13 protein-coding genes, 1 tRNA gene and 1 other RNA gene are annotated in these 15816 nt (G+C 71.7%); 11 read left to right on the forward strand and 4 right to left on the reverse strand.

What is annotated here, in order from left to right:
- The first annotated feature begins 1 nt into the window (after position 1).
- Positions 2-1144 (forward strand): serine hydrolase domain-containing protein, encoded by a 1143-nt coding sequence (locus ACIQTO_RS01650; RefSeq protein WP_402381431.1) that lies wholly within the window; start codon positions 2-4, stop codon positions 1142-1144.
- Positions 1145-1667: 523 nt separating this feature from the next.
- On the opposite strand, the gene ACIQTO_RS01655 is transcribed toward ACIQTO_RS01650, so the two are convergent.
- From ACIQTO_RS01655 to ACIQTO_RS01670, 4 genes are all read right to left on the reverse strand, one after another.
- Positions 1668-2024, reverse strand: a complete 357-nt coding sequence (locus tag ACIQTO_RS01655; protein ID WP_402381434.1) for a hypothetical protein — start codon at positions 2022-2024, stop codon at positions 1668-1670.
- Positions 2021-2482 carry a prevent-host-death family protein gene (locus ACIQTO_RS01660; RefSeq protein WP_402381436.1) on the reverse strand — a complete coding sequence of 154 codons (462 nt, stop codon included), beginning with the start codon at positions 2480-2482 and terminating at the stop codon, positions 2021-2023. The genes ACIQTO_RS01655 and ACIQTO_RS01660 overlap by 4 nt, the downstream gene beginning before the upstream one ends.
- Positions 2483-3046: 564 nt before the next feature.
- Positions 3047-4555: an FAD-binding oxidoreductase gene (locus ACIQTO_RS01665; protein ID WP_402381439.1), complete on the reverse strand. Its 1509-nt coding sequence runs from the start codon at positions 4553-4555 to the stop codon at positions 3047-3049.
- A gap of 720 nt (positions 4556-5275) precedes the next feature.
- Positions 5276-5360: transfer RNA gene (locus ACIQTO_RS01670), tRNA-Ser, on the reverse strand.
- 144 nt (positions 5361-5504) lie between these two features.
- Here ACIQTO_RS01670 and ffs point away from each other — a divergent pair.
- The 10 genes from ffs (at position 5505) to ACIQTO_RS01720 (ending at position 15812) form a co-directional block, all read left to right on the forward strand.
- An RNA gene (gene ffs, locus ACIQTO_RS01675) (signal recognition particle sRNA small type) lies at positions 5505-5595 on the forward strand.
- A gap of 73 nt (positions 5596-5668) precedes the next feature.
- Entirely contained in the window at positions 5669-7861 is a 2193-nt protein-coding gene (locus ACIQTO_RS01680; RefSeq protein WP_402381442.1) for a DNA polymerase III subunit gamma and tau, read from the forward strand.
- A gap of 230 nt (positions 7862-8091) precedes the next feature.
- On the forward strand, positions 8092-8433 hold the full coding sequence (locus ACIQTO_RS01685) for a YbaB/EbfC family nucleoid-associated protein (RefSeq protein ID WP_329488611.1): 342 nt from the start codon (positions 8092-8094) through the stop codon (positions 8431-8433).
- Positions 8434-8620: 187 nt separating this feature from the next.
- Positions 8621-9220: a recombination mediator RecR gene (gene recR, locus ACIQTO_RS01690; RefSeq protein ID WP_402381446.1), complete on the forward strand. Its 600-nt coding sequence runs from the start codon at positions 8621-8623 to the stop codon at positions 9218-9220.
- A complete protein-coding gene (locus ACIQTO_RS01695; protein WP_380578152.1) occupies positions 9213-9923 on the forward strand; it encodes a DUF5063 domain-containing protein in 711 nt (236 codons plus the stop codon). Before recR ends, ACIQTO_RS01695 begins: the two co-directional genes overlap by 8 nt.
- A 401-nt stretch (positions 9924-10324) precedes the next feature.
- Positions 10325-11605, forward strand: a complete 1281-nt coding sequence (locus ACIQTO_RS01700) for an aspartate kinase (RefSeq protein WP_380578151.1) — start codon at positions 10325-10327, stop codon at positions 11603-11605.
- Entirely contained in the window at positions 11602-12654 is a 1053-nt protein-coding gene (locus ACIQTO_RS01705) for an aspartate-semialdehyde dehydrogenase (protein WP_402381449.1), read from the forward strand. The genes ACIQTO_RS01700 and ACIQTO_RS01705 overlap by 4 nt, the downstream gene beginning before the upstream one ends.
- A 374-nt stretch (positions 12655-13028) precedes the next feature.
- Complete coding sequence (locus ACIQTO_RS01710) at positions 13029-13562, forward strand: SigE family RNA polymerase sigma factor (protein WP_380578149.1); 534 nt, start codon at positions 13029-13031, stop codon at positions 13560-13562.
- Positions 13555-14868 (forward strand): hypothetical protein, encoded by a 1314-nt coding sequence (locus tag ACIQTO_RS01715; protein ID WP_402381453.1) that lies wholly within the window; start codon positions 13555-13557, stop codon positions 14866-14868. Before ACIQTO_RS01710 ends, ACIQTO_RS01715 begins: the two co-directional genes overlap by 8 nt.
- 152 nt (positions 14869-15020) lie before the next feature.
- Positions 15021-15812 carry an SURF1 family protein gene (locus ACIQTO_RS01720; protein ID WP_402381456.1) on the forward strand — a complete coding sequence of 264 codons (792 nt, stop codon included), beginning with the start codon at positions 15021-15023 and terminating at the stop codon, positions 15810-15812.
- Positions 15813-15816 lie beyond the last annotated feature (4 nt).

Here is a 15816-nt window from a genome sequence, read left to right on the forward strand (position 1 = left end):
CATGCGTGGACAGACACGGCAAGGACTTCGGCGGCGACGGGCCCTGTCGGCCGCAGCCGCGCTGACCATCGGCGTGATGGCGCCGGGCGTTCTGTCGGCGCCCCAGGCCTTCGCCACCAGGCCGGACGCCGTCCAGCAGAGCCTGGACGCGCTGGTGCGCGACGACGGGATGCCCGCCGCGCTGGCGAGCGTCCAGGATCGGAACGGCCGCACCCGGACCTACACCGCAGGAGTCGGAGACCTGGCCACCGGCGCACCGGTCCCCGTCGACGGGCAGGTGCGGGTCGGCAGCAACACCAAGACCTTCGTCGCGGTCGTCGTCCTCCAACTCGTCGCGGAGCGGAGGGTGGACCTGGACGCCTCCGTCGACACCTACCTGCCCGGCCTCGTCCGAGGGAAGGGGATCGACGGGCGCCGCGTCACCGTCCGCCGGCTCCTCCAGCAGACCAGTGGACTCCCCAACTACACCGACCACCTCGGGGACGACGTCCGCTACTACACCCCTCGCGAACTGCTCGCCACAGCCCTCCGGTACCCGGCCGACTTCGCCCCCGGGACGAGTTGGAAGTACAGCAACACCAACTACGTGCTCGCCGGGCTGATCGTCCAGAAGGTCACCGGCCGCCCCCTGGCCGAGGAGATGGACCGGCGCGTCATCAAGCGCGTCGGGCTGCGCCACACCTACTTCCCCGCCCCCGGCGACGCGAGCATCCGGGAGCCCCACCCCCATGGCTACTACCGGGAATCGGCGGACGCGCCGCTGCGCGACATCACGGAGATCGACCCCTCCTGGGGCTGGGCGGCGGGCCAGCTGGTCTCCACCAACTCCGACCTCAACCGCTTCTACACCGCGCTCCTCGCCGGCCGCCTCCTGCCCCCGGCCCAGCTCGCCCAGATGCGCTCCACCGTCCCCGCCGAAGCGACCTTCGGCCCCGGTGCCCGCTACGGACTCGGACTCGTCAGCAGGCCGCTGCCCTGCGGCGGCCTCTCCTGGGGCCACGGCGGCAGCTTTCCGGGGTACGAGACCCGGGGCGGTGTCACCGACGACGGCCGCGCCGCCGCCGTCGCGGTCACCACGCAGCTCACCGACGAGGTGAGCCGGAGGACTCTCGAACGCGCCGTGGACACCGCCCTGTGCCGCTGAACCCCGCCGAGGGCGTTCGGTGCAGCAGAACGACCGATGGGCCCGGCATGACGCCGGGCCCATCGGCCGGATGTGTGCGCGCGGCCGCCTCGTCGTCACCGTCCACGACGTCGGCAGCCGATCCGGAGGGCTGCCCGGTCGCCCACCTCGTGACGGAACTCCTTGACGGCCGGAGCCTGGATCACCTGATCGGCGATGGCCCACCGGACCTCGGTGACGCACTCACCTGGGCCGCGCGGATCCGCGACGTCCTCGTTGCGGCCCACCGCGCAGCCCGTCGTGATCCTGCCCTTCGGGCTGCCATGGCTGACAGAGGCGGAGGATACGAGATTCGAACTCGTGAGGGATTGCTCCCAACACGCTGTCCAATTCCGCTGGGAGCTGTTCAGCTGGGTCCGCGTAGGTCCTGACCTTGGGTAGAGCGGCTGTGGGAAGGATCGTTGAACCTGACCGAACCCTCACGAACGAGACCAGGACCGAGACCGCGGTCCTGGTGCAGGATTTCGCTCCCAGAGTCCTGCCGCTAGCAGTCAGTGTCCTTCGGATGCCGAGTGGAGGCATATACGAGGTGGACAGTCCGCTTGGCCTCGTCGACCAGGTAGCGCACCCGCCCGCCGGCGGTCACCTCGTACTCCCACTGGGGGAGCTCGTCGCCACCGAGGTCGCGGTTGGCGAGGCGCCCGCGTAGCCGGTGCTGTCGATCCGGATCGCTCATCGAGAGCGGGTTGGTGCGCAGGGCCTCGAAGCAGCGGCGGGAGTTCCCGGCTGCCTCGGCGCAGAGATCCCCCCAGCCTTTGGCCGCCTCGCTCGTAGCGAAGCGGAGCCGCCACTCGTCGCCGACGGGCGGTGGTGCGACATCGTCGCCTCGCTTGGGACTCACGGTACGGACACCTCGCCATGGTCCTCGCCAGGGAGAGCTGCGGTGAGCTGCGTGGTCAGTTCGGGGTCCGCCAGGATCCTGGCGGTGGCGCGCCACTCGACGATGACGCGGTGGAGGTTGGCATGCACATCCAACTCCACGGTGTCGCGCGTACTGTCCACGAGGTCGACGACGAACTCCCGCACCTCCTCGGCGGACAGGTGCCGGGTCCACGGAAAGACGGTGGGGAGAGCGAGAAGTACAGCCCGCGCGCCCTCATCGCTGCTGATCAGGGCCGCGAACAGGCGCGCGGTGACATCGGCGGTCTCCTCGCGTTGGCGGTCGTGCCGCTCGGTCGTGAGGTAGAGATCCTCGCCGTCGCGGCGCGAGACGTGGACGCGCTGGGCCCGCTCCACGGTGTCAGCGACCCGTTTGGAGTTCTTCGACAAGTCAGAGAACGAGACGGTGAGAGTCGACATGCCAAGACGTTACTTCGGAATACATTCCGAAGTCAAGTCATTGAGGCTCAGGGCCCACCCCCTTCTGGTGCCTGCCCTCTGGTGAGCCCGGCGTGCCGAGCGGACTGAGCGGATTGGGCGTGAACCCCGCCCCAAGCCGACGGCGCCTACACCGACGGGGTCGCACGCCCAGGCTGCAGGCCCCCTTGGGTGCAAAGGTGCGGATAACGCCGAAGGCCCCGACCGCTGGGGGTCGGGGCCTTCGGGCTGCCATGGCTGGCAGAGGCGGAGGATACGAGATTCGAACTCGTGAGGGATTGCTCCCAACACGCTTTCCGACTGTCCGTCCAGCCGTCCGGCGGTGGTCACAGATGTCCTGACCTGCGGCCGAGTGGCTCATTAGCCAGGCTCTGAACGGTGCTGGACGGGGATGAATGCAACCAGAACTGCAACCAGGAGGTTGAGGCCATCACTGGAACCCCGGCTGACGCCCAGAGGCTGTGTGGCCGGGTGCGGCGTCCCGGTCCAAGGACGCCCCACCCGCCACACTCCTCCCTTCTTCGGGGTCCCGAGGGCGAAGGTCGGTCAGCAGAACGCGGGCGGGATGCTCTGCTGGTACTGGAAGACGTTCTGGGGGTCGTACTTCGCCTTGATCTTGCGCAGCCGGTCGAAGTTGGAACCCCAGTAGGCGGTTTCCCAATCCGCCATTCCGATGTTCGGCACGTTGACGTAGGCGCCGTTCACGTAGGGCCGCATCGCCTGGCTGAACTCGGCGATCCAGGCCTGGGCAATCGGGGTGATCGCGTCGCCGCTTCCGGACTGTCCACGAGTTCCCCAGCCGGCGCCGGGCTCGGAGTAGAAGAGCGCGTCGCGGTGCGGGAACGACGTGCCGCCGTGGGGGCTCGTCCTGACCGCGCCGCCGAAGGCCTGGGTGAAGAAGTTGCTGTCGTCCGTGGGGGCGTTCCGCATGAACGAATCGATCACGTTGATCGCCTCGTCCGGGAACGGTTTCATGGTGAACTGCGAGAAGAACTTCCAGTTCGCGGGCTCGACCGCGGTCGGAACCTGGAATCCCGAATACACGTCGCCCCAGTTGCCGACCTGCCCCGTGACAGCAGGCGTGCCGACCGACAGGATCGGGGCCAGCAGTTCCCTCGCCTCTGCCTCCGTACCTTCCGCGAGTACGGCGAACAGCAGGATCTGGTTCCGGTGGATCTCCACCTGGGTTCCGAGCCGGTTGTCGGCGACCGGCGCCGTGTGCTGCCATGCGTCGAAGACCTCGTGCAGGTCGCCGAGGCCCTGCCACGTCGCCGTCACATAAGCGACGCTCTTCAGCGGAGACGCCTTGTAGGTGAGTGACGTGACGATCCCGAAGTTGCCGTTCCCCGCCCCACGGAGCGCCCAGAGCAGGTCCGAGTTGTTCCGCAGATCAGCCTGGATCACCTTGGCGCAGTCGTCATCCGACGCGACGACGACCTCGGCCCCCACCAGGCTGTCGCAGGCCATGCCGAGGTAGCGGGTGAGGAATCCGAAACCGCCGCCGAGCGTCGCACCGGCCAGGCCTACGCTGCCTTCCGTTCCGGTGGTCACCGCGAGGTCCTTCTTCGCGAGCGCGGTCACCGCCTCCAACTGGTTGAGCCCGGCGCCGACTGTCGCGATACGGGAGTCGGAGTCGATCTCGGCCGACTTCAACTCGCTGACGTCGATCACGATGCCGTTGTCCACGTTCGACCAGCCCTCAAGGCTGTGGCCGCCGGCCCGCACCCGCAGCGCGACGTCGTTCTGCCGCGCCCAGGTGAGGGCGTTGACCACGTCCTGGGTGTTCTGGGCGTAGACGATGACCAGCGGATAGTGGACGAAGAGTTCGTCCCAGCCGAGGCTCGCCTTCGCGTACCCGGGGTCGTCAGGGTGGACGATGCGGCCGGTCAGCTCGGTAGGCGCGGACTTCGTGCTACCGGACTTCGTGCTACCGGACTGCTTGCTCGCGGCGCTCGCGCGCGGGGCACCGGCGGCCGAAATCCCCGGGATGGCGACCGCGCCGGCGCCGACGGCCGCCGTCACTTTGAGCAGGTCACGACGGGAATAATCGTGCATTGTCCGAATCCTCTCGACCGGGCTGCGACAGCACTCGGCTAAGGAAAAATCTGTCGGCCGACCGGTGCGCAACATCCTTTGTGGACAATCTTTGGTTGTCTGCAGAGTAACAAGGGTGGCTGTGCCGGCTTTTCCTGACACGCCACTTGAGGGCGACGGCGCCAGACCCAAGGGATGAGAAATGGATATGAATTGATGATTGTCGCAAAGTGGACCGCTGTAGCGGTCGGCAGGTGATGCTGCACATGGGCGAGGTCTGGCGATTGTCCGCTGATTTCGTTTCCCTATGACCTCTCGGAGTACATAGTGACCCGACTGCTGGTGGACATCGCGCCGCCGACCCGAAATAATCTGTTGGATTGGCGGAGAGCATATGGTCCGAGGTGTTGTATTCCTCCGACTGCGGCCCGTGTGATCAGCTGCCGTACGCGCGGCTGGCGGCGGTCTTGGCCGTGACTGTTCTCTGGACGGGGTCGACAGGCTGCTCGTCGGGCGGGCGGGTGGGAGACGGCGGTGCCGCAGCGGGCTTCCGGGGGCGCCGGTGTTCTTGCCGAGCGCGCCGGTGTCGGCCTTGTCGACGCAGACCTCCCAGGCAGTGCCGACAGGGACGGGTCCGAAGCCGCCTGATCTGGGCCGCCGGGAAGGCAGATGAGACCGGGAACGCCGAAGGCCCCGACCGCTGGACGGTCGGGGCCTTCGTGCTGCCATGGCTGGCAGAGGCGGAGGATACGAGATTCGAACTCGTGAGGGATTGCTCCCAACACGCTTTCCAAGCGTGCGCCCTAGGCCTCTAGGCGAATCCTCCGTGGGAGAGCTTAGTACATGTTCGGGGGTGGTCGCGACCACGTATGTCGAGGGTGGTCCGGGGGTGTGGCCTGCGGATCGTGGAGTGGGGGTGAGGAGGCGGGGTGGTGGAGGTGGGGGCCGTGGATCCGGTACTGTGGGGGCCAGCCCCTCGTGTGGCGTTATCTCTCTGAACCCCCCCAGGGCCGGAAGGCAGCAAGGGTAGGAGGGCTCTGGCGGGTGCACGGGGGGTCTTTGCGTTCCCGGGGCCGGGCGGGGCCCGGTCGAGGGGCGACGCGTTTGTCGGCTCGTCCCGATATCGTCGGTGGTGTGTCCCTAGCCCTGTACCGCCGCTATCGCCCCGAGACTTTCGCCGAGGTCATCGGGCAGGAGCACGTGACCGCTCCGCTCCAGCAGGCCCTGCGCAACAACAGGGTCAACCACGCCTACCTGTTCAGCGGCCCGCGCGGCTGCGGGAAGACGACGAGCGCGCGCATCCTGGCCCGCTGCCTGAACTGCGAGCAGGGGCCGACGCCGACCCCGTGCGGCGAGTGCCAGTCCTGCCGGGACCTGGCGACGGGCGGGCCCGGTTCGATCGACGTGATCGAGATCGACGCCGCCTCGCACGGTGGTGTGGACGACGCCCGTGATCTGCGGGAGCGGGCGTTCTTCGCGCCCGTGCACAGCAGGTACAAGATCTTCATCCTGGACGAGGCGCACATGGTGACCTCGGCCGGCTTCAACGCGCTGCTGAAGGTGGTGGAGGAGCCGCCGGAGCACCTCAAGTTCATCTTCGCCACCACGGAGCCGGAGAAGGTGATCGGGACGATCCGCTCCCGGACGCACCACTACCCGTTCCGGCTGGTGCCGCCCGGCACGCTGCGTGACTACCTGGCGGAGGTCTGCGGCCGGGAGCAGATCCAGGTCGAGGACTCCGTCTTCCCGCTGGTGGTCCGGTCCGGGGCCGGGTCGGTGCGTGACTCGATGTCGGTGATGGACCAGCTGCTCGCGGGGGCGACCGAGGGCGGGGTGACGTACCAGATGGCGACCGCGCTGCTCGGGTACACGGACTCCGCGCTGCTGGACGAGGTGGTGGACGCCTTCGCCGCGCAGGACGGGGCGACGGTGTTCCAGGTGATCGACCGGGTGGTCGAGGGCGGGCACGACCCGCGCCGGTTCGTCACGGACCTGCTGGAGCGGCTGCGGGACTTGGTGATCCTGGCGACGGTGCCGGACGCCGGGGAGAAGGGGCTGATCGACGCCCCGGCGGACCGGGTCGCGGTCATGCAGGCGCAGGCGGACTCGTTCGGGGCGGCCGAGCTCAGCCGGGCCGCGGACATCGTCAACACCGGGCTGACCGAGATGCGCGGGAACGCGGCGCCCAGGCTGCAGCTGGAGCTGATCTGTGCCCGGGTGATGCTGCCGGGCGCGTACAGCGACGAGCTGTCGTTGCAGGCCCGGCTGGACAAGCTGGAGCGCCGGGCGGCCGCCGGTGGGTTCGCCGCTCCGCTGCAGGCACCGGCGGCACACGACGCGCCGATGGCGACGGCCCCGACGGTGATGGCCCCGATGCCGCCGGCCCCGGTGGCGATGGCCCCCGTACAGGTGGCCCCCGCGCAGACGGCTCCGGTGCAGGCCCCCCCGGTCCAGGCGGCCGCGCCGGCGCCCGCGCCCGCTCCGGCCCCCGCTCCCGCGGCGCCGGCCGGGCCCGCGCCGGGCGCGTGGCCGATCCCGCGCAGCTTCTCCCCGGGCGGGGGCGCACCCGCGCCGGTGGCGGCGCCGCCCGCGCAGCAGGCGCCCGCGCCCGTCCAGCCGGACCCGGCCCCCGCGCCGGCCCCGGTGCCGGCCGCCGCGCCCGGTGGCGGGCAGCCGTCTGGCGCCGCGCAGCAGGGCGCCGGGCAGGTCCGGCAGATGTGGCCGCAGATCCTGGAGGCGGTGAAGAACCGCCGCCGCTTCACCTGGATCCTGCTCAGCCAGAACGGTCAGGTGGCCGGGTTCGACGGCAGCGTGCTGCAGGTCTCGTTCATCAACGCGGGTGCGCGGGACAGCTTCGTCAGCAGCAACAGCGACGACGTGCTGCGCCAGGCGCTGGCGGACGCGCTCGGCGTGGACTGGCGGATCGAGTGCATCGTCGACCCGTCCGGCGGTTCCGGCGGCACGGGCGGCAGCACGGGCGGCGGCAGCAGCCCCAGCGGCTCCGGCGTCTCCACCGGCAGCTGGGGTGCGCCACCGGCGCGTCCGGTGGCGTCCGCGCCTCCGGCGCAGGCCGTTGCGCCCGCGTCCGTACCGGCGCCCGCGCCGATGGCCGCGCCCCCGGCGATGCCTGCCGCGCCGGTGCCCCCGCCGGTGCAGGCCCAGCCGGCGCCGCCGGCCGCGCGACCGGCGCCGTCGGTCGCGCTGGAGGACGACATCCCGGAGGAGGACGATCCGGAGCTCAAGGAGGAGACGTTCTCCGGCCAGGAGTTGATCATCCGCGAGCTGGGCGCGACGGTGCTGGAGGAGATCCGGCACGGCGGCAACTGACCGGCGGCAACTGACCGGCGGGCCGGCCGGCGGCCGGGTACGAACCCGCCCGCGACCCGGCGCCCGCCCGGCTCCGGCGGCACGTAGGCTCGGTACGACGACGCGGCGACGTACGCGACGCTCGGGGCCGAGCACGGCCGGCGGCGCGCACGGAGCACGCGGACCAGCACGAACGCACGTACCGATGCACGAGTCGAAGCACGACGGACGCAGAACGCAAGGAGTGAGCCGTGTTCCCCGGTGGTGGCCAGCCCAACATGCAGCAGCTGCTCAAGCAGGCGCAGAAGATGCAGCAGGACCTCGCCCAGGCCCAGCAGGAGCTGGCCGAGACGAAGGTGAACGGTTCGGCGGGCGGTGGCCTGGTCGAGGCCACCGTGACCGGTGCCGGTGAGCTGGTGGCGCTGGCCATCGCCCCGGCCGCCGTCGACCCGGAGGACACCGAGACCCTGGCCGACCTGATCCTCGCGGCCGTCCGGGACGCGAACCAGGCGGCGCAGAAGCTGCAGGCCGAGCGGATGGGCCCGCTGACCCAGGGGCTGGGCGGCGGCGGCATCCCCGGCCTGCCGTTCTGACCTGGTCGGATCGCCGGATCGGGGCGGGAAGTCCGAAGTCATGAAGGTCTGAAGTTCGGATAACCGACCTGTGTGATTTATGCGGGAGTAGGGCGTCGGGCGGTGTGCCCGGCGCCCGATTCGTTGGATGATGGCACCGGGACATCGGGAAACCGGTGCACCACAGACCCCTGAGGGAAGGCGCGACGTGTACGAGGGCGTGGTTCAGGACCTGATCGACGAACTGGGCAGGCTGCCCGGCGTCGGGCCCAAGAGCGCGCAGCGGATCGCCTTCCACATCCTGCAGGCCGACCCGACCGATGTCCGCCGGCTGGCGCACGCGCTGCTGGAGGTCAAGGACAAGGTCCGGTTCTGCGCCGTCTGCGGCAATGTCGCGGAGGCCGAGCGGTGCCGGGTCTGTCTCGACCCGCGCCGCGACCTCACGGTGATCTGTGTGGTCGAGGAGTCCAAGGACGTCGTCGCGATCGAGCGCACCCGCGAGTTCCGCGGCCGGTACCACGTGCTGGGCGGCGCGATCAGCCCGATCGAGGGCGTCGGCCCGGACGATCTGCGGATCCGCGAGCTGCTGGCACGCCTCGCGGACGGCACGGTCACCGAGCTGATCCTGGCCACCGACCCCAACCTGGAGGGGGAGGCGACCGCCACCTATCTGGCCCGGCTCTGCAAGCCGATGGGCCTGAAGGTGACCCGGCTGGCGAGCGGTCTGCCCGTCGGCGGGGATCTGGAGTACGCGGACGAGGTCACCCTCGGTCGCGCCTTCGAAGGGAGACGACTGCTCGATGTCTGACCGGACGATCAACCAGCAGCCCCACACGCCCCACCAGGCAGGCCCGCAGCAGGACCGGCCCGCCCCGCACACCCATGCGCACGGCTCGGAGCCGGACGACTTCGCGGTGCAGATCGCGGACTCGGTGGCGAGCTTCGTGCTCGCCGTCACCGAGGTCGCCAAGGGTGACGAGCCCGGCAGCGCCGTCTCGCTGCTCCTCCTGGAGGTCTCGCAGCTGCTGTTGGCCGGCGGCCGGCTCGGCGCGATCGAGGACGTCCTCCCCGAGGACCGCTTCGAGCCCGACACCGGGCCGGAGCCGGACAGCGAGCAGCTGCGCGAGCGGCTGGCCGAGCTGCTCGCGCCGATCGACGTCTACCACGAGGTCTTCGACCCGTACGGGCCGCCGGAGAAGCCGAACGCCTTCCGGATCTCGGACGACCTGGCCGGCGTGGTCAGCGAGCTCCAGCACGGCCTCACCCACTACCGCGAGGGACGGGTCAGCGAGGCGCTCTGGTGGTGGCAGTTCTCGTACCTCTCCAACTGGGGCACGACCTGCTCGGCGGTGCTCCGGGCGCTGCAGTCGCTGATCGCCCACGTCCGGCTGGACAGTCCGATCGGGGCCGTGCCGGACGGCGCGGACACCGACGACGACGGGCTCACCGACGAGCAGCTGGAGCAGCAGGCCGGCGACCTGATGGCGGCCGAGCTGGGCCTGGGCCGGTAGAACGGGCCCAGGGCCGGTGGCGGAGCCGGTTCAACGGTCGCGGAGCCGCTGGGACGGCGGCCGCCGGGAGGCTGTCGGCCGACGGGACGCTGCCGGGCGCGGGTGCCCCGGAGGGCGGGCGCGGACTGTGACGGACGCCTCAGGGATTCCGGCGGAAGAGAAAACCCCGGGGTCACCGTCCGTTCGTCCGCCGATTCTCCGGGGCCGCGCCGGATACCCCGCAGACCTGCCGGTCGCGGGCCGTGGACCGGCGCCCACCTGCTGAAACAGGCGTCTCATCATATGGAAAGCACCGGTCGCGGCACCCCCGCTCGGTAGACTGGCGCGGACCGCACAACCCCCGCCACCCGGGGGTGCGGGGGCCCAGAGCCCCCGGAAACGACACAAGTCGAGGAGCGCACGTGGGCCTTGTCGTGCAGAAGTACGGCGGCTCATCCGTTGCGGATGCCGAGGGCATCAAGCGCGTGGCCCGTCGAATCGTCGACACCAAGAAGGCCGGCCATGAGGTCGTCGTCGTGGTGTCCGCGATGGGCGACACGACGGACGAGCTCATCGAACTCGCGGAGCAGGTGTCACCCATCCCTGCCGGCCGTGAGTTCGACATGCTGCTGACCGCTGGAGAGCGCATCTCCATGGCGCTGCTGGCCATGGCGATCAAATCCCTGGGTCACGAGGCCCAGTCCTTCACGGGCAGCCAGGCCGGTGTCATCACCGACTCCGTCCACAACAAGGCGCGCATCATCGACGTGACGCCGGGCCGCATCCGTACCGCCCTGGACGAGGGCAACATCGCGATCGTGGCCGGCTTCCAGGGTGTCTCGCAGTCCAGCAAGGACATCACCACGCTCGGCCGCGGCGGCTCGGACACCACCGCCGTCGCCCTCGCGGCGGCCCTCAAGGCCGAGGTCTGCGAGATCTACACCGACGTGGACGGCGTCTTCACCGCCGACCCGCGCGTGGTGAAGAAGGCCCGCAAGATCGACTGGATCGCGTACGAGGACATGCTGGAGCTGGCCTCGTCCGGCTCCAAGGTGCTCCTCGACCGCTGTGTGGAGTACGCGCGGCGCTACAACATCCCGATTCACGTACGCTCGTCCTTCTCGGGCCTTCCCGGGACCATCGTCAGCAACGACAACCCGAACCAGCCCGAAGGGGGCGAGATGGAGCAGGCCATCATCTCCGGAGTCGCCCACGACACGTCCGAGGCCAAGGTCACGGTCGTCGGCGTGCCGGACAAGCCGGGCGAGGCGGCGCGGATCTTCCGTGCCATCGCCGACGCCGAGGTCAACATCGACATGGTGGTGCAGAACGTCTCCGCCGCGTCGACGGGCCTGACCGACATCTCCTTCACGCTGCCGAAGACCGAGGGCCAGAAGGCCATCGACGCGCTCGGCCGGGTCAAGGAGGGCATCGGCTACGAGTCGCTGCGCTACGACGACGCGATCGGCAAGATCTCCCTGGTGGGCGCGGGCATGCGTTCCAACCCGGGGGTCACCGCGACCTTCTTCGAGGCGCTCTCCGAGGCCGGCGTCAACATCGAGCTGATCTCCACCTCGGAGATCCGGATCTCGGTCGTCACCCGGGCCGACGACGTCAACGAGGCCGTGCGCGCCGTCCACCGGGCCTTCGGGCTGGACAGCGAGTCGGACGAGGCGGTCGTCTACGGAGGCACCGGGCGATGACCCGGCGGCCGAACCTCGCCGTCGTCGGCGCCACCGGCGCGGTCGGCGAGGTGCTGCTCGGCCTGCTCTCCCTCCGTCAGGACATCTGGGGCGAGGTGCGCCTCGTCGCCTCCCCGCGCTCGGCCGGCCGCAAGCTGACCGTGCGCGGGGAGTCCGTCGAGGTGCGGCCGCTCGCGGAGGAGGCCTTCGACGGGATCGACGTCGCGCTGTTCGACGTGCCCGACGAGGTCTCCGCCCGGTGGGCGCCGATCGCGGCGGCCAAGGGCGTCGTGGTGGTCGACAACTCCGGTGCGTTCCGGATGGCCGAGGACGTCCCGCTGGTCGTCCCCGAGGTCAACGCGGCGGCGGCCCGGATGCGTCCGCGCGGCATCGTGGCCGGACCCAACTGCTCCACGCTGGCGATGATCGCCGCGATCGGCGCGCTGCACGCCGAGTACGGGCTCAGCGAACTGGTGGTCGCCTCCTACCAGGCGGCCTCCGGCGAGGGCCGCGCCGGTGTGGACACGCTGCGCTCGCAGGTCGCGCTGGTGGCCGGGACCGAGGTCGGCGAGCAGACCGGCGACCTGCGCGCGGTGATCGCCGACAACGGCCCGTTCGCCGCCCCGCTGGCGCTCAACGCGGTGCCGTGGGCGGGCGCGCTGATGGACGGCGGCTGGTCGTCCGAGGAGCTCAAGCTCCGTGACGAGTCGCGCAAGATCCTCGGTCTGCCGGCCCTGCGGGTCTCCGCGACCTGCGTCCGCATCCCGGTGGTGCGCACCCACGCGCTGGCCGTGCACGCCGTCTTCGAGCGTGAGGTCACCCAGGAGCACGCCCAGCAGATCCTCCGGGACGCCCCCGGTGTGGTGCTCTACGACGATCCGGCGGCCGGGGAGTTCCCCACCCCGAACGACGTGGTCGGTACCGACCCGGTCTGGGTCGGGCGGGTGCGCCGGGCGCTGGACGAGCCGACGGCGCTGGACCTGTTCCTCTGCGGCGACAACCTGCGCAAGGGCGCGGCGCTCAACGCCGTGCAGATCGCCGAGCTGGTGGCGGGCGAGCTGCCCGTCTGACGCACCGTGGGCCGGCGAGGGGCGCGGGCCGGCGAGGGGCGTGGCGGGCCCGGGGGCTCCGGACCCGCCCGCGGTGGCCGCGGGTGTGCCGCGTGGACCGTGAGAACGGTACGAACGGTGAGACGTCGTGAGATTCCGTGCGTCTTCTGCGCTCCTTCGGGGCCCACTTGCCCAATCCGCTCGAATCCCCTGGAGCGGTCCACCACCCGTACGGGAGAATGTTCCGCGGGCTGGGGCAACCATGACAGGGGATCGAGTGTCCAACGGGCGTGGCGAACGTGATGGTGGGGGTAGGGGCAGGCATCTCGGCACCGGCCGCGGTGACGTTCTCGCCGCGCGCCCAGCGGCCTGCGGATAGGCCGGAAGACAGCCAGATGACGGCGGTCGCACCCGGCGCGGCGGACTCCGGCGCCGGTACCAGCGAGGATCTGCTCACCGAGACCTACCAGGCCCACTACCGCTCCCTGTTGCGGTTGGCGGCGCTGCTCCTCGACGACCTCTCGACCTGTGAGGACGTGGTCCAGGAGGCGTTCATCCGGGTGCACTCGGCCCGCCGCCGGGTGCGCGAGCCGGAGAAGACCCTGGCCTATCTGCGGCAGACCGTGGTCAACCTGTCCCGCTCCACGCTGCGGCGGCGGATCCTGGGCCTGCGGCTGCTGCCGAAGCCGATGCCTGACATGGCCAGTGCAGAAGAAGGAGCCTACGATGCGCTGGAGCGCGACCAGTTGAAGGCCGCGCTGCGGGGTCTGCAACGCCGTCAGCGGGAGGTTCTGGTGCTCCGTTACTTCGTGGACATGACGGAGGCGCAGGTCGCGGAGACACTGGGGATCTCGCTCGGTTCGGTGAAGGCGTACGGCTCGCGGGGGATCGCGGCGCTGCGGGTCCAGATGGAGGCCGGGCATGGCTGACGACCGGGCACGTGGCGGCGGGCCGAACGCGGACGGCCCCGAGGCCGACGGGCCGAACGCCGACGGTGCCGGCGCCGCCGGGCCGGACACCGCCGGGCCGGACATCGACGAACAGCTGGTCCGGGTCCTGCTGCGGCGCGCCGTGGCCGAGGTGCAGCCCGACCCCACCGGACTGCACCGGATCCGCCGCGCGGTGCCCCGGCGGCGGGCCGCCCGGCGCGGCGCCTGGACGGGTGCCGCCGCCCTGGCCGTCGCGGTGGCGATCGCCCTGCCGGCCCTGCACGACGACGACCACCTCGGACTCTCCGGCGGCCCCGGCACGCCCGGCGCGCAGGGCGGGTCGCCCTCGGCCACCGCGATGGGCAGCCCGTCCGGCAGCGCGGCCGTGGACCCGAACTGGCCGCCGCACCCCGGCGCGAGCGGGACCACCGGCACCGGCAGCCCGTCCGGGTCGGTGAGCGCCCCGCCCCGCCCGGAGGCCGGCAGCGCCACCACGGGCGGGGGGGTGCCCGCCCCGGCCACCGCGTCCAGCACCGGCGGCGGCTCCGGCGCACCCGTGCCGCTCTGCCTCCGGGGCGACCTCGGACACGGGGCGGCCAAGGTCGGCGCGGCCGACGGCGACGGGCGGATCTACGGGTACTTCACGGTCGTCAACACCTCGGCGCGCACCTGCCGGCTCGGCGGGCCGGGTTCCGTGGCCGTCACCGGGGCCACCGGGACGGACGCCGCCCGGATCCGGGTGACCGACCACACGGCGGGTGATCCGGCGACCGAACTGCCCGCCCCGCGCCCGGCCGACGCGGACGGCCCCGGCCTGCTGCTCGCGCCGCAGGCCGCGTACCGGGTGGACTTCGGCTGGGTGCCGGACGCCGGCTGCCGGGCCCCGAGCGGCGCCCCGCCCAGCGCGACGCCCGACCGGAGCGGGTCGGGCGCCGTCGGTTCGGGCACCGCCCTGGCGGGGCAGTCCGACGGGCCGGTCGGGGTGGCCTCGGGCGCCGCGCCGGGAGCCGTCAGCCCGGTGGGTGCTGCCTCGGCGGCGCCGACCGCGGCGCCCCCGGCGTCCGCCACGCCGACGACGGACCCGACCTCGGTGCCGAGCCCCTCGGCCACGCCGACCGCCGGCCCCAGCGCGCCGCCGGCCACCGTCACCCTCGCGCACACTCCGGCGCCGGGCAGCCCGGCCGCGGCCTCCGCCGTCCTGCCGGGTGCCTGCTCCGGCACCGTCTACCGCACGGCTCCGCGGCCCGTCGCGGGGCCGTCCGCTCCCGCGACCCCGGTGCCGTCTGGCTCCCCGTCGGCGGACTGAACCCGCCGCGGCGGGGAGCCCGCCCGGTCGGCGCGCCCTGCGGCCGGCGGCTCCCGGGCCGTCGGCGCGGGCGGCCCGGCACCCGGCCCGAGGAGGCGTGGCGGGGGCCCCTGTGGTCGGGAGAGGTGTGAGGAGTGGTTACCGTGGGGGGTGTGTACCGGTTCCTCCTCACTCCGCGCTGGCTGAGCGGCACCGCGCTGGCCGTCGCGGCCGTGGCGGTGTGCGTCTGGCTCGGCACCTGGCAGCTCGGCCGGTTCGAGGACAAGGTCTCCTCGCACCAGGAGATCAGCAAGTCGATGGACGACGCCGGAGTGGTCGCGCCGCTCGGCGAACTGCTCGGCCCCGACCGTCCGCAGGTCACCACCGACACCGTCGGCCGGGCCGTGACGGTCTCCGGGACCTTCGACCAACAGCACCAGCTGCTCGTCCCCAACCGGGTGTTGGACGGCAAGCAGGGCTACTACGTGCTCACCCCGCTGCGCACCGACGACGGCCGTACCGTCGCCGTCGTCCGCGGCTGGGCACCGGGCACGCCCGCCGAGGGCGCGTCCGCCGGGGCGCTGCCGCCGGCCGGCGAGGTCACGGTGGCGGGGCGGTTGCAGGCCGGCGAGAGCAGCGGCAGCGGCGGCGCCGTGGCCGGCGGGCTCCCGGCCGGACAGCTCGGCACGATCAACACGGCCTCGCTCGTCAACAAGCTGTCCTACGACGGCTGGTACGACGGCTGGGTGTCCGCGGACACCGTGCCGGCCGGGCTGACCCAGGTGCCGACCGTGCAGCCGCAGGGCGGCAACGGCCTCACCCTGCGCGCGTTCCAGAACCTCGGGTACACCCTGGAATGGTTCGTCTTCGGCGGCTTCGTCGTCTTCATGTGGTTCCGCCTGGTGCGCCGCGAGGCGGAGGCCGAGCAGGACCGGGCCCTCGGGCTGGACCCGGTCCTGGAGTAGTTGC

This window comes from Kitasatospora sp. NPDC091207 (genome assembly GCF_044768625.1).
GTDB lineage: Bacteria > Actinomycetota > Actinomycetes > Streptomycetales > Streptomycetaceae > Kitasatospora.